Below are 15018 nucleotides of genomic sequence, written 5' to 3' on the forward strand. Positions count from 1 at the left end.
TCTTTTTTGACTTTTTTATGTATATCGACATATTTAATTTAAAATGCTTAACTGAAAACTCTTTTTGTTCAATATATTAATTTAATTAAAAACTTCTTTGCGTAGAGGATATGAACGTGCGCCGCACCTTTACATGGTTACCTTGGGTGTTACTTATTATTGTAATTGCCAGTTTTATTGCATGGCAAAAATACCATCAGCCGAAACCAACTGTTGCAGTTGATGGGGTGCAAATGCCTGCTGAGAAAGTTGAACCACTCGTTGATACTTCGCGAGCGGGCGGGGTGGTATCTTATAGCGCTGCGGTAAAAGTTGCAGCGCCGGCAGTTGTTAATATTTTTACGACCCAGAAAGTTAAACAAAATCATCCTTTATTAAGTGATCCGGTATTCCGCGAATTTTTTGGAAATCAGCTTCCTGAACAACAACAGCAAAATGAAAATAGCTTAGGCTCTGGGGTTATTGTACGAGCTGATGGTTATATTCTGACGAATAATCATGTGATTGCTCAAGCAGATCAAATTGTAGTGGCATTACATGATGGCCGTCGTGCAGAAGCAACCATTGTTGGAACAGACCCTGATACTGATTTAGCTGTAATTAAAATCGATTTAGATAAATTACCTGTCCTACCATTTAAGCTAAGTGGTAATGAAGTAGGTGATGTGGTCTTAGCAATTGGTAATCCATTTGGTGTAGGACAAACGGTAACTCAAGGTATTATTTCTGCCACTGAGCGCTCTGATTTAGGTATCAATACTTATGAAGACTTTATTCAAACAGATGCTGCAATTAACCCCGGTAACTCAGGTGGAGCATTAATTGATGTTGCTGGGAATTTAATTGGGGTAAATACGGCTATTTTTTCTCAGTCAGGTGGTTCTTTAGGAATTGGTTTTGCAATCCCAGCTAAAGTTTGCCAACAGGTATTAAACTCCATTTTGAAAGATGGCCGTGTAGTACGTGGATGGTTAGGAATTAGTTTGGTACCGCCTACACAAGCAGATGTATTAGCACCTAAACAGCAAATTGGTGTTGTGGTTGCAGATGTCTTGAAAAATGGTCCAGCTGCATCAGCAGGTATTAAGATTGGCGATAAAATTATTCAGGTGAATAATGAGCAAATCACTTCAGCGTCTCATTTGATTAATTATGTTGCATTACAAGCACCTAACAGCGAAATTAATGTAATTGTTGAGCGAGATGGGAAGCAACAAAACTTTGTGGTGACAGTAGGGGAAAGAAAAAACCAAAATAGTCAATCACAATTTATACCGCTGCCTAAACAGTAAAGATAAAAAAAGCCTCGTAATGAGGCTTTTTTCTTGGTGTCAATTAAGTATGAGATAGTGCTTGATGCTGATGTTTGAACTCAGTTAAAGCATCAATACGGTACTGAATGAGCATTTCACCAATCTCAGCACCTTTAATGTTTTCAGGTAAATCCTGAGCTTTAATAGAACGAACGATTTGCATCGCATCTAACATGTACTGAGCTTGAGGATACGGACGGTCTTCTAAACCTAGTCTTCCTTTAGCATCACATTCACATGCTTGTACAAATGCTTCCACTCTCTCAGGACGACGTAGTACATCTAGACGCTGTAATAGACGCCATACAGTTCCTGGTTTTAACGACATAATCTGATGGCATTTCAGATGTTCTTTACACACTGATAATGCCAACTGTCGAGTTTGAGTTGGAACTTTTAAACGTTCACATAACTCTGTAACAGGTTTTACTCCACGTTCTTCATGCATGATGTGGCGAGGGAGTTCATTGGCTGGAGTTAATGCTTTACCCAAATCATGTACTAACACAGCAAATCGAACATCAAGTGAATAGTTTGATTTACAAGCTTGCTGTAACGACATTAAGGTATGTATGCCGCAGTCCACTTCAGGGTGATATTCAGGGCGCTGTGGTACACCAAATAATGCGTCAATTTCAGGGAAAAGATGTTTCAATGCCCCACAGGCACGCAATGTCTGAAAATAAACATCTGCATGATCTTCTAAAAGTGCACGAGAAGTTTCTTTCCATACACGTTCTGGTGTTAATGCATCAAGCTCACCTGATTCTGCCATGGTTTGCATAAGCTGCATGGTCTCTGGTGCAATTTGAAAACCATATGAAGAATAGCGAGCCGCAAAGCGTGCAACACGTAAAACACGTAAAGGATCTTCAGCAAAAGCTTCTGAAACATGACGCAAAGTTTTATTTTCTAAATCTGTTTGACCGCCATATGGATCGTATAGTTTGCCATCTTGATCCATTGCTATGGCATTGATAGTCAAATCACGACGAATTAAATCTTCTTCTAAGCTTACTGTGGTATCGGTAAAAAATTGAAAGCCGTGGTAGCCTTTACCAGATTTTCTTTCAGTACGTGCAAGTGCATATTCTTCTTTCGTTTCAGGATGAAGAAACACAGGAAAATCTTTGCCTACAGGTTGAAAACCTTGGGCGAGCATGTGTTCCGGCGTTGCACCGACAACAACATAATCTTTTTCTTGATAGGGATGCCCAAGTAAAAAATCACGGACGGCACCGCCTACTAAATACACTTGCATGAAAAAACCTCTATTCTTCAAGCAATCATGCTACAGAATAGAGGTTTTCTCAAGTCATTAGAGATGCTTTTCGTAAAAAGCAGTTTCTAAATTACTTTTCTTGTTGTTGGATTTCAGCAACAGTTAAAGCAGTCATATTGATAAGACGACGAGTCGTTGCTGTCGGTGTCAAAATATGAACAGGTTTTGCTGCACCAAGTAAAATTGGGCCAATAGTAACGTTGTTACCAGAAGTCGCTTTCAATAAGTTAAATGAAATGTTTGCTGCATCTAGGTTTGGCATAATGAGCAAGTTTGCAGAACCTTTGAAACGTGAGCCAGGGAATGCAAATTGACGAATGTTTTCGTCTAATGCTGCATCACCGTGCATTTCACCTTCAACTTCAAGCTCAGGAGCTTGCTCAGATAAAATACGATAAACTTCACGCATTTTTTGAGCACTTGAGTCAGTCTGGTCACTACCAAAACTTGAATGAGAAAGTAGGGCTACACGTGGAGTAATACCAAAACGACGTACTTCTTCAGCCGCTAAAATAGTCATTTCAGCAAGTTGTTCAGCAGTCGGGTTTGTATTTACGTATGTATCAGCAATAAACAAGTTACGATCTTCAAGCATTAATGCATTTAAGGTGAAGAAGTTATTCATACCTTCTTTTAGACCGATGACATTGCGTACAAAGTCAAGGTGAATGTTATAGCTACTGTAAGTACCACATAACATACCGTCTGCTTTACCGAATTTAACCAGTAAAGATGCAATTAAAGTTGAACGGCGACGAGCTTCACGTTGAGCATATTCAACAGTAATGCCTTTGCGTTGCATTGTTTGATAGTAGTCTTTCCAAAACTCTTCATACATCGGGTTTTGTTCTTGATCTACAATCTCAATGTTTACGCCATGTTGTAAACGCAAGCCTAATTTTTTGATATTAGCTTCAATAACAGCAGTACGACCTACTAAAATTGGTTTAGCTAAATCTTCATCAACTGCGATTTGCACTGCACGTAATACGCGCTCATCTTCACCTTCAGCATATGCGATGCGTTTAGGATCAGTTTTTGCTTGAGCAAAAATCGGTTTCATCAAGAATGCAGAGTTATAAACAAACTCAGATAATTTTTGACGGTATGCAGAGAAATCTTCGATCGGACGAGTTGCAACACCTGAATCCATTGCAGCTTTAGCAACAGCAGGGGCAATTTCTAAAATTAAACGTTGATCAAGTGGACGTGGAATTAAATAGTCACGGCCAAATGAAGCAGATTTTTCACCATAAGTTGCTGCATCAGCTTCTACGTGTGCCATACGTGCAATTGCATGTACACATGCAATTTTCATGTCTTCATTAATCGTTGTTGCACCAACGTCAAGTGCACCACGGAAAATGTAAGGGAAACATAATGCGTTGTTTACTTGGTTTGGATAGTCAGAACGACCAGTTGCCATGATTACATCAGGACGTACTTCATGTGCATGTTCAGGTAAAATTTCTGGATCTGGGTTTGCCAAAGCAAAAATAATAGGGTTCTCAGCCATCTGTTTCACCATTTCTTTGGTGAGAATACCAGCAGCAGAAAGACCCAAGAACATATCAGCACCAGCCATTACTTCATGTAACTGAGTTGCTTTGATGTCTTGAACATAACGTTTTTTTGATTCATCCAAGCCTTCACGTGAAGTAGTGAGTAGACCGCGAGAATCGGCAACAATGATATTTTCTTTATTTACGCCTAAAGCACAAAGTAAATCTAAACAAGAAAGGGCAGCAGCGCCAGCACCTGAAGCTACAATTTTGATTTCATCAATTTTCTTATTTACAAGTTGCAATGCATTAAGCAAAGCTGAACCTACAATGATACTTGTACCGTGTTGATCGTCATGGAATACAGGAATTTTCATGCGTTCGCGAAGTTTCTTTTCGATATAGAAACATTCTGGCGCTTTAATATCTTCGAGGTTGATACCACCGAAAGTTGGTTCAAGAGAGGCAACAATATCTACAATTTTATCTGGATCGTTTTCTGCAATTTCGATGTCAAATACGTCAACACCAGCAAACTTTTTGAAGAGAACGCCTTTACCTTCCATTACAGGTTTAGACGCTAATGGGCCAATATTACCTAAACCAAGAACAGCTGTACCGTTACTAACTACGGCAACCAAGTTTCCGCGAGCTGTATATTTTGCAGCAGCAGATGGATCACGTTCAATCTCTAAACATGGCGCAGCAACTCCTGGTGAGTAGGCTAAAGCCAAATCTCGTTGGTTGACAAGTTGCTTACTTGGGGTGACGCTGATTTTCCCTGGGTTTGGATATTCATGGTAATTTAAAGCGGCCTGTTTTAAAGATTGATCGTCCATCTGAGTCTCTATTTGATACAAAAAAGCAAACTAGTCAAATTGCTCATTTAGGGAGAGGCAATTCAATTTTTTACTATGCTTTAATTTTTATCAATTAAGAGAATAGTAGACGAATTGCCAATAGCCCCGTGGTGAGCTAAATGCTAAAGAATATAACACTACTTCTTTATTTCTCACAGTCAAAAACGCTCATTTTTGGAAAAAGCAGCATAGGTAAAATAGATGATTAGAACAATTAAGAAATATGTGGTTTTGTTTGCAGATAAGGAATAATTTGCTCAGCAGGGATCGGGCGACTAAAGAAATAACCTTGTAAAAAATCACATTGCTGTTTTTGTAGATAGGTGACTTGTTCTTCTGTTTCTACACCTTCGGCAACCAGTTTAAGCCCCATACTTTTACCCATCGCGATCATTGCATTTACAATTGCTTCTTGTTTATGGTCACCAATTTTAGAAATAAAAGCACGATCAATTTTTAACACGTCAATTGGGTATTCTGTTAGATAGGCCAAAGAAGAATAACCCGTACCAAAGTCATCTAAGGCAATTGAGATATCTCGTTGTTTTATCGCATGTAATAGCGTTTTTACATTGGCAGTATTGTCTAAAAGGGCTGACTCTGTAATTTCAAGTTCTAGGTCTGAACCTTGTATATTATATTTTTGCAAAACTTCATCTAGATCATTGAGTAATAAGCCTCGATGTATTTGTTGAGCGACAATATTTACAGAGACTTGAATATTGAGATAACCCGCATCTTTCCATTCTTGTAATTGCTTTCCAACTTTATCCAAAACAACTTTACCAATGTCTGAAATCAGGCTACTACGCTCAGCAAAAGGTATAAACATATTTGGCATGACTAATCCTTTTTCAGGATGTTGCCAACGAATTAATGCTTCAAAACCGATAATAGATTGATCATGTAGATTAATTTTGGGTTGATAATAAATGACAAATTCATCATTTTGTATGGCTTTACGTAATTCTTGCTCTAAATCGGCAGTTTTATATGAGTTATTTGTTTTATTGCAATAATAGCAAATTGTATTACCACCTAAGCGTTTTGCTTCGGACAATGCTTGTTCCGCATGGTGGTTGAGGTGATCAATTTGTCTACCATGCTCAGGAAAACATGCGACACCAATAGATGCAGTAATAAAATATTCGTGATTATCAATATAAAAAGGTGCATTGAGCGCTTGTAAAATATTTTGGCAATATTGCTCAATGTTTGGATGAATTGGGGAAATTTCATAAATAATTGCGAAATCATCACTATTTAAATAGGCAACTAAAATTGCATTAATATTGATTAAGCGCAATCTTTGAGCGAACTGCTTAAGTAATTCATCACCACTATCATTATTTAAAAATTCATTGAAAGCTCGGAAGCGGTCAATGTTCACTCGTATTAATGCTAAATTTTTAATGTTATATGACGGATTTACAAGATATTGATGTAATTGATTGTAATAGTAAAGGCGGTTAGGCAGGTGGGTGAGGCTGTCGTAATTTTTTAAATAAGATAGATGTTGTTCTTGACGTTTTTGCTCAGTCAGGTCGCGTGCAAACCCGATATAATTGGTAATTTGATTGAACTCATCTTTGACTACATTGATATGCAACCATAAATATACGCTTTTACCAGAACTAAATTTTTCGTCAAACTGACCCATATATTCTCCTGTCTCTAGGAGTTGCTGTGTTATTGAGGTATGAAACTGCTGTTGTAATTCTTTTTGATTGATTGTTATGCTAAATAATTCTTTATTAACAAGTTCTGATTTAGAAAATCCTGTTAATTTTTCATAGTAGGGATTTACATCAATATAGTTTAGGCGCTCATCTAAAATAAATATTCCTTCCGCAGCTTGCTCAAGTACAATTGCGGATAGTCTTAGATGTTCTTGATCTTTCTTCTCTTGATGTATATCGCGAGTCATTCCAACCATACGAAGCGCTTTTTGTGTTTTAGGATCTCTAGTGATGACACGACCTACGTCATGAATCCATCGCCAAGAACCATCTCTACGTAAAATTCGAAAGGTGATATTAAAATGATCTGTAATGCCTTCCAAATGTTGTTTTAAACGTTCGTCAAAAAGTTTTTTATCACTTGGATGTATACGATCTAATATCGTATTGAGATGAATAACGGCAGTCTGAGTTTGTTTTTGTTGATCGAAAAATGTAATTTCTAATTTTTGACTTTCAATATCCCAATCCCAAGGTCGAATACCTGCAGTTTCATGCGCAAAAGCTAAATTGTAGTGATGGCTTTCGAGTTGTTCGTTCATTTTTGTGAGATCGTAAGTGCGTTCACGTACTTTTTGCTCAAGCAGATGATTATTAAATTGAAGCTGGGCTTCGATATCTTTAGATTTATTTACTTCTTGTTGGAGCTGTATACATAATTCTTCAGCCCATTGCGTATGTTGATCGGAAATTTGAACAAGCTGTTTGTTTTTTAATAATAATTGAGAAATCTTTTGATAATTACGTTGCGTAGCATATGCACAAAGTACAGTGGCCACAAAGGTAAGATTATAGGCAAAGTAAAAAGGTAGCTGAGTAATTGGGTTATGTGTGAATTGAGCTAGTAATAAGGGCAAGGTACTTGGAATAAATAAGAGATAAAAATATCGTGGTTGCTGTGTTAAAAAAGTAAGGCCAATGATATGAGCCGAAGTAATAAATAAAGCAATTAAAATATGAGCATCTGGTAGAGCGACTAATTCAGGGGGAAGATAAAAATGAATAATTGTGACGTTTATTCCAATTAAGATGCCTGAGATCAAACAAATACTTTGTAAAATGTGATTAGCTTTTTTTGTAAAATCAATTGCACGGTAGTGAGTTAAAATATTTGGAATAAATAATAAGCCGATAAGAGATGCTACAGTGAGGCCAATAGACCAGCTAAAAATTGTTATTACAGATGAAAAATAATAAGAAAAAATACCATATGAAATGAGACATAGCAGTATTAAGCTAATCAAATACCAGCGTATATATTGAGTTGAAAGTTTCAGCTGTTCAATTTTTGTTTGATGCTGTAGATATTCTTCCTGAAGCCCAGACATAAGATTTTTCTATCCTATTTTTTTACATATATACAGAAAGAATCTGATTTATCAGTGAAAAAGAATTTGAAATTTTATTCATACAATAAAAGTAAGTTAACTTTAAATAACGATTTAATCAATGTTCACTGAACTCAGGTGGATAAAAATCGATAATTTAAAATAGACAAGGCAACAACAGGTGCGGTTTCTGTACGTAAAACACGGTCACCAATGCACCAGTTCATAAAACCAGCTTGATTGGCTTGGGTAATTTCATTTTCACTTAGCCCACCTTCTGGTCCAATCAATAAGGCAAGATCAGGTTGTATTCCTGCCAATACATCTTTTTGTTCTTTTTCTGGTGCTAAAACAAATTTAGATTGAGGAAGCTCAGAAGAACTTAACCATTCATGAAGAGAAATTGGTGCTAATACTTCGGGAACTAAGTTCAGGCCACATTGTTCACATGCTGCAATTGCTACAGCTTGCCAGTGATCTAATTTTTTTTGATCTCGATCATATTTTAAGCGCATTTCACAACGCTCACTTGTTAGCAATTGAATCTGACTTACACCTAATTCAGTGGCTTTCTGAATGGCATAATCCATTCGATCGCCTTTACTCATGACTTGACCTAAAACAGCTTTAAAAGGGGCAGCACGGTTTGTAGGGTTAAAATTCTCAATTGTGACAAACGCATTTTTCTTATTAATTTCGGTCAATGTTGCGAGATATTCTCCACCTTGTCCATTAAATAGAGTCGCTTGTTCTTGTAGTTGTGCACGTAAAACACGCACCCAATGATGGAATACTGATTCTGTCAGTTGAATTGTTGAGCCAACTGTAAGTTCAGTTTCGATAAAAAAACGGTTCATTGGGTACGCCTTACAAAATTAATTTAAACCAAGATCAACAACAAGTTGACGAGTTGGTTCGACTTGATTCATTGAATAGAAGTGTAAGCTTGGTGCACCACCTGCAATCAGGCGTTCGCATAGCTTAACAACAACTTCATGACCGAAAGCTTTGATACTTTCACTGTCATCACCATAGGCTTGTAATTGCTTACGGATCCAGCGAGGAATTTCAGCACCCGTACCGTCTGCAAAGCGAATTAGGTTGCTTGCGTTGGTAATTGGCATGATTCCTGGAGCCACCGGAATGTTAATTCCAGCTTTTTCTAAACGCTCTATAAAATAAAAGTATGAGTCTGGATTAAAGAAGAATTGAGTAATTCCCGCATTGGCACCAGCTTGTACCTTTTCAATAAAACGTTGGATATCTGTATCAAGGCTTTCAGCTTGAGGATGCATTTCTGGATAAGCTGCAACTTCGATATGAAAATGATCACCTGAGTGCTCACGAATAAAACGTACTAAATCTTGAGCATAAGGAAGCTCACCAAGCCCAACCTGACCAGATGGTAAGTCACCACGTAAAGCAACAATACGGTCAATGCCTTGAGCTTTATATAAATCCAGTAACTCAGCAATACGAGCTTTATCATCACCAATACAAGAAAGATGAGGCGCAACTGGTGTACCTTTACCATTAAAATCATCAATGGCAGCAAGCGTGCGTTCGCGAGTAGAACCACCAGCCCCGTAAGTAATTGAGAAAAACTCAGGATTCAGAAGTTGTAATTCTTGGTGAACAATACGAAGTTTTTCAGCACCAGCATCAGTTTTTGGCGGGAAAAACTCAAAAGAAATAGGTGTACGTTTAGTCATGTCAAATCCTTGTAAACAGCGAAACATTTTAGAAAAAAGGGCAGTCGGTTCACCGTCTGCCCTTAAGTTCTTAGTATTTGTAAGCGTCAGACTTGAATGGTCCCTCAACAGCAACACCTAAATAATCGGCTTGCTCTTGAGTTAACTGAGTAAGTACACCACCGAAACCTGCAACCATTGCAGCAGCAACTTCTTCGTCAAGTTTTTTAGGAAGAACTTCTACACGAATTTTTGCAGCTTTCTCATTTGCAGGAAGGTCAGCAAATTTCTCTTGGAATAAGTGAATTTGACCTAAAACTTGGTTGGCAAAAGAACCATCCATCACACGTGATGGGTGACCAGTTGCATTACCAAGGTTTACAAGGCGGCCTTCAGAAAGAAGAATGAGGTAGTTATTTTCATCTTCTGAACGATAAACTTGGTGAACTTGTGGCTTAACTTCAACCCACTTGTAACCACGTAAATACGCAGTGTCGATTTCTGTGTCGAAGTGACCGATGTTACATACAACTGCACCAGCTTTTAAGCTGTCTAACATTGCTGCATCGCACACGTGGTAGTTACCAGTTGTTGTTACAACAAGGTCAGTATTTCCAAGTAGATCTTGGTTAATATCTTCTTTTTTACCTGTTTGTACGCCGTTTTTGTATGGAGATACAACTTCATAGCCATCCATACATGCTTGCATTGCACAAATCGGGTCAACTTCAGTTACACGAACGATCATGCCTTCTTGACGTAAAGATTGAGCAGAACCTTTACCTACGTCACCATAACCAACTACAAGTGCACGGCGACCAGACAAAAGCATGTCAGTTGCACGTTTGATCGCGTCATTTAATGAGTGACGGCAACCGTATTTGTTGTCGTTTTTAGATTTAGTAACTGAGTCATTTACGTTAATTGCAGGAACTTTCAAAGAACCGTCTTTCCACATTTCGATAAGACGTTGAACACCTGTTGTAGTTTCTTCAGTAATACCGTGAATACGTTCTAAAAGAGCAGGGTATTTTTCATGAACAAGAGCAGTTAAATCACCGCCATCGTCCAAAATCATGTTGGCATCCCAAGGTTGACCATTTACATTGATCTGTTGTTCAAGGCACCATACATATTCTTCTTCAGTTTCACCTTTCCAAGCAAAAACTGGAATACCGCGAGCAGCAATTGCAGCAGCAGCGTGGTCTTGAGTCGAGAAAATATTACATGATGTCCAGCGTACTTCAGCACCTAATTCAACAAGCGTTTCAATAAGAACAGCTGTTTGAATGGTCATGTGAATACAACCAAGAATTTTTGCGCCAGCAAGTGGTTTAGAAGCTGCATAGCGTTTACGTAAGCCAATCAAAGCTGGCATTTCTGCTTCAGCAAGTTTGATTTCTTTACGGCCGTAGTCAGCAAGAGAGATGTCAGCAACTTTGTAATCTGTAAATGAAGCATTAACCGCGTTCATCAGGATCTCCTAGGAAAAAATAGTATTGATCATTCTGTTCGCGGATGCCGTTGTTGGTTAAAACGAGTGTTTAACCGATCGTCGAGCCTGGCAAATTGATCTTTAGTGCCGATCAATTGTCGCAGCATCCCTCGACTAGCGAAACATTGTACTTGGAAAAGCTTTTAGTGCCAATCCAGTTTTGTTTATTATCTGCGTAATTATCACTTTAGATTCTAATTATGGCATTAAATATTCCCGAGTCGTTGGCACGCCTAGAGTCAAACTGTGGCGTTTTTGCAGTTTGGATGTTGCTTCAGCATCATGGAGTACAAATTGATGTTGCTGAGTTGATTAATGTTTGCCGACACGATGAAGGAGGCACCTATACTATTGCCTTAGCTGTTGCTTTAAAGAAACTAGGATTTGAAGTGTCATTTCATTCAGATGAGGATCCTAGCATTAGCCAAAGCGAACGCATGAGCTATAAAGAAGCAAAGGTATTAAAAATTCCAACTGGACCAGCGCTGAGCTATCAAGATATTCAAGCTGCAATTCAAAATGGAAAAATGGTGATTGTGTACTACGATACTTTAGAAGGTGTTGGAAATCAGTCACTCATTTATTCTATAGATCAAAATGAAATCTGCTTTTTTGATAGTTTTGAACCGATGTCAGCGGCAGTTTTTGAAAAGCAGCGTCAAATAGAGGGGATTTGCCGTCAGGCTATTGTGATTGATGATCGTAATTTAAATATTTATTCGACTAAATTAAATTAGGTCAAAGTGAGCCAGTACAGTACTGGCTCATATTGAAGTTATTTTTGTTGATATTCTTGAATTACTTCTAAAGCAGCACGAAAAGCTTCTTGAGTAGCAGGGGCGCCGCAATATGGTAGGCTGTGCAATAAAGTTTCTTGAATCTCTTCAACTGTACAACCATTGTTTAGTGCACCACGAACATGGCCTTTGAGTTCAGTTGGTGATTTAAGTGCCGTGAGCATTGCCAAAGTAATTAATGAGCGATATTTACGAGGTAGCACACCTTCACGCTGCCAAGTCGATCCCCATGCATGTTCATTAATCCAGTCTTGTAAAGGCTGGGTAAAGGGTACGGTATTTTCTTGGGCACGTTTTACAAAAGCTTCTCCCATCACTTCTGTGCGAACTTTTAATCCATTTTCGTAATCTTGCTTAGACATTAATTTCTCCTAAAAATAAAAGCGTCGATTGACGCTTTTATGGCTGTTTATTAATTAATGCGAATCAAGTGTGATTGCAATAGTGAATTAGTGGAGGCATCAGTCATTAAACTTGATGAGGGTTCGACAAAGGAAGATCTTTATTTAAATCTTCATCAAATACATCTGTAAGCATGCTGTCGAATCGAATTGCGTTGTATTGCAATAGTTGTTGAGCTTCGCTTTCAGAAATAAAGCCTTCTTTTATCGCTTGTGTAATATTCTCTTCAAAAGTAAGACCTGTAAATTTACCTTTAGATTCAGCCTTTTTAAACTTATCCCAAAGCGGTTCAAGTGTTCGTAGAATTTGGAAGGTATGTTCTAAACGTCCAGTTACATCATCGGCTTTGATTGAATAGAATACGTGATGTTTAAGCTGTTCTCTGAAAGGGTGCTCTTGCATCATAAGTTCAGCGACTTGTTGTTTTAACTCATCATCTGGTTTTGAAATGACACGACCAAAAGGGAAACAGATCCATTTTACAAATGCTGCCGGAAGTTTAGCTGGGAAGTTTTCAAATAATCCCCAAAATGCTTCCTGAATATTCAAGAAAGCTTTTTGTAGCGCTAATTTAGCGTGAAGTTGTTCAGCTTCAGTTTTTTGCCCAGCTTCATAAAATTTTAAAATCGCAGTAGAAATAAACAGGTGCGCGTGAATATCTGCCAAGCGTCCGGATAACATTTCTTTGCGTTTTAAGTCGCCTGCAAGTAAGCCAAGAGACATATCTGAAACAAGTGCGAAATTGGCACTAAAACGGTTAATCGTTTTATAGTAACTTGCAGTGAATTGATCTGCTGACTGAGGCGCATCGCTTGAGCCACCTGTCCAACCGTAGGCAAATGATCTAGCACCGCGGTTAAAGGTATAGGCTAAATGTTTAAATAACAAATCATCAAATTTTTTGACCGAGTTATTTTTATCTTCAGATTGAAGGAGTTGTAACTCTTCAAATAGATAAGGATGACAACGCATTGAACCTTGACCAAAAATCATCAATGAACGGGTCAAAATATTTGCACCTTCTACCGTAATTGCAATTGGAATCGCTTGATAGGTAAGCGCAAGGAAGTTACGTGGTCCAAGTTGAATTGCACGTCCTCCAGCAATATCCATTCCGTGATTAACGACTTTACGCATCGTTTCAGTTGCATAATATTTTGCCATGGCAGTCATTACCGCAGGTGTTCCACCTTGGTTTAGGCCACATGTCACTAAATAACGGAATGCTTCAAGCATATAGGCATCGCTGGCAATTTCGCTGGTTGCTTCTTGTACGCCTTCAAATTTACCGACAGAAATATTAAATTGCTGGCGAATTTTCGCAAAAGCACCAACGGTTAAATAGCTCATTTCACCTGCGGCTGTTGCTAGAGCTGGAAGGGAAATACCACGGCCCACACCTAAACATTCCATGAGCATTCGCCAACCTTTACCAGCATTTTCTTGACCACCAATAATCCAGTCAATAGGAATAAAAACATCTTCTCCTTCTACTGTTCCATTCATAAATGGAGAACCAGGATAATGTCGTGCTCCAATTTTCACACCCGCATGACTGGCAGGAATTAAGGCACAAGTAATACCGTATTCTGTTTTGTTTTTATCTCCCAATAGGCCTTCAGGGTCATAAAGTTTAAATGCTAAGCCAACAACGGTGGCAATTGGTGCAAGCGTAATCCAGCGTTTAGAGAAATTCATTCTTAGCCCAAGAACTTGAGCACCTTCATATTCACCGTAACAAACAACGCCCGAATCTGGAATGGCGCCTGCATCTGAACCTGCTTCTGGGCTGGTTAAACCAAAGCATGGGATCTCTTCACCTTTAGCAAGGCCCGGCAAATATTGCTGTTTTTGTGCATCGGTACCGTAGTGCATGAGTAGCTCACCCGGTCCTAATGAGTTTGGAACCATACAACTCACAGCTGTGGTGAGTGAGCGGGAAGCAATTTTGCTCATAATACGGCTTTGAGCAAATGAGCTAAATTCTTTACCCCCAAATGACTTTGGAATAATGAGGCCTAAAAAACCTTTATCTTTAATAAATTGCCAAACTTCTGGTGGTAGATCTTTTAAGTGATGATGGATCTCCCATTCATCTAGCATGCTACAAAGGAGCTCAACTTCATTGTCGATAAAACTTTGTTCTTCTGCTGACAAAGTTGGGTAGGGGTAATTTTCAAATTGTGACCAATCGGGTGCCCCCATAAATAATTCTTTTTCCCACCAACTGGTACCTGCCTCTAAAGCTTCTTGTTCAGTCGTACTGATGCTCGGCATTGAGTTTGCTAAAGTTTTATATGCAGGTTGAGTAATCAGATTAAAGCGTAATGGTGCAAATAAAATAATGATACTAAGGGCAATAAGGGGAATACCTAAAAGGAGAGCCCATGGCGTTAATATGAGTGCAGTAAGTATGGCTACAGCAATCGTAATAACACTACCAATGGTTCTGTTTAGATTAAAAAAGAAAATTGCCCATATTGCAAAAAGCTGAATGACAACGCTTAAAACAAAGAGTAGGAAAATCATACTTGCTCCTTGCTAGATAAGCCCTCAAGTTAGAAGTTACAAAAAGCGAGGAGAGATTTAAGGCTTAACTAGCTAATTTT

10 protein-coding genes are annotated in these 15018 nt (G+C 38.5%); 2 read left to right on the top strand and 8 right to left on the bottom strand.

Annotated features, from left to right (window positions below; all coding sequences use genetic code 11):
- The first annotated feature begins 116 nt into the window (after window positions 1-116).
- Window positions 117-1292 (top strand): S1C family serine protease, encoded by a 1176-nt coding sequence (locus KTJ10_RS05435; RefSeq protein WP_262441528.1) that lies wholly within the window; start codon window positions 117-119, stop codon window positions 1290-1292.
- Between the two features lie 43 nt (window positions 1293-1335).
- On the opposite strand, the gene KTJ10_RS05440 is transcribed toward KTJ10_RS05435, so the two are convergent.
- From KTJ10_RS05440 to ahcY, 6 genes are all read right to left on the bottom strand, one after another.
- Entirely contained in the window at window positions 1336-2574 is a 1239-nt protein-coding gene (locus KTJ10_RS05440) for a multifunctional CCA addition/repair protein (protein ID WP_262441529.1), read from the bottom strand.
- Window positions 2575-2665: 91 nt separating this feature from the next.
- Entirely contained in the window at window positions 2666-4936 is a 2271-nt protein-coding gene (locus KTJ10_RS05445; RefSeq protein ID WP_002118176.1) for an NADP-dependent malic enzyme, read from the bottom strand.
- Window positions 4937-5171: 235 nt separating this feature from the next.
- On the bottom strand, window positions 5172-8024 hold the full coding sequence (locus KTJ10_RS05450) for a putative bifunctional diguanylate cyclase/phosphodiesterase (RefSeq protein ID WP_262441530.1): 2853 nt from the start codon (window positions 8022-8024) through the stop codon (window positions 5172-5174).
- Window positions 8025-8158: 134 nt separating this feature from the next.
- Window positions 8159-8881: a 16S rRNA (uracil(1498)-N(3))-methyltransferase gene (locus tag KTJ10_RS05455; RefSeq protein ID WP_262441531.1), complete on the bottom strand. Its 723-nt coding sequence runs from the start codon at window positions 8879-8881 to the stop codon at window positions 8159-8161.
- Window positions 8882-8899: 18 nt separating this feature from the next.
- Window positions 8900-9736 carry a methylenetetrahydrofolate reductase [NAD(P)H] gene (gene metF, locus KTJ10_RS05460; protein ID WP_262441532.1) on the bottom strand — a complete coding sequence of 279 codons (837 nt, stop codon included), beginning with the start codon at window positions 9734-9736 and terminating at the stop codon, window positions 8900-8902.
- A gap of 70 nt (window positions 9737-9806) precedes the next feature.
- Window positions 9807-11189 (bottom strand): adenosylhomocysteinase, encoded by a 1383-nt coding sequence (gene ahcY / locus KTJ10_RS05465; protein ID WP_033847673.1) that lies wholly within the window; start codon window positions 11187-11189, stop codon window positions 9807-9809.
- 221 nt (window positions 11190-11410) lie between these two features.
- On the opposite strand from ahcY, the gene KTJ10_RS05470 reads away from it, so the two are divergent.
- The gene (locus tag KTJ10_RS05470) at window positions 11411-11947 is read left to right on the top strand and encodes a cysteine peptidase family C39 domain-containing protein (RefSeq protein ID WP_262441533.1); all 537 of its coding nucleotides are present in this window, start codon (window positions 11411-11413) and stop codon (window positions 11945-11947) included.
- A 38-nt stretch (window positions 11948-11985) separates the two neighbouring features.
- Here the strand turns inward: KTJ10_RS05470 and KTJ10_RS05475 are convergent, their stop codons facing one another.
- Window positions 11986-12369, bottom strand: coding sequence for a carboxymuconolactone decarboxylase family protein (locus KTJ10_RS05475; protein ID WP_000043120.1), 384 nt, complete (start codon window positions 12367-12369; stop codon window positions 11986-11988).
- A 106-nt stretch (window positions 12370-12475) separates the two neighbouring features.
- The gene (locus KTJ10_RS05480) at window positions 12476-14938 is read right to left on the bottom strand and encodes an acyl-CoA dehydrogenase (protein WP_262441534.1); all 2463 of its coding nucleotides are present in this window, start codon (window positions 14936-14938) and stop codon (window positions 12476-12478) included.
- Window positions 14939-15018: the final 80 nt, after the last annotated feature.

It is taken from the genome of Acinetobacter sp. WU_MDCI_Abxc222 (genome assembly GCF_025514755.1).
Lineage (GTDB): Bacteria > Pseudomonadota > Gammaproteobacteria > Pseudomonadales > Moraxellaceae > Acinetobacter > Acinetobacter geminorum.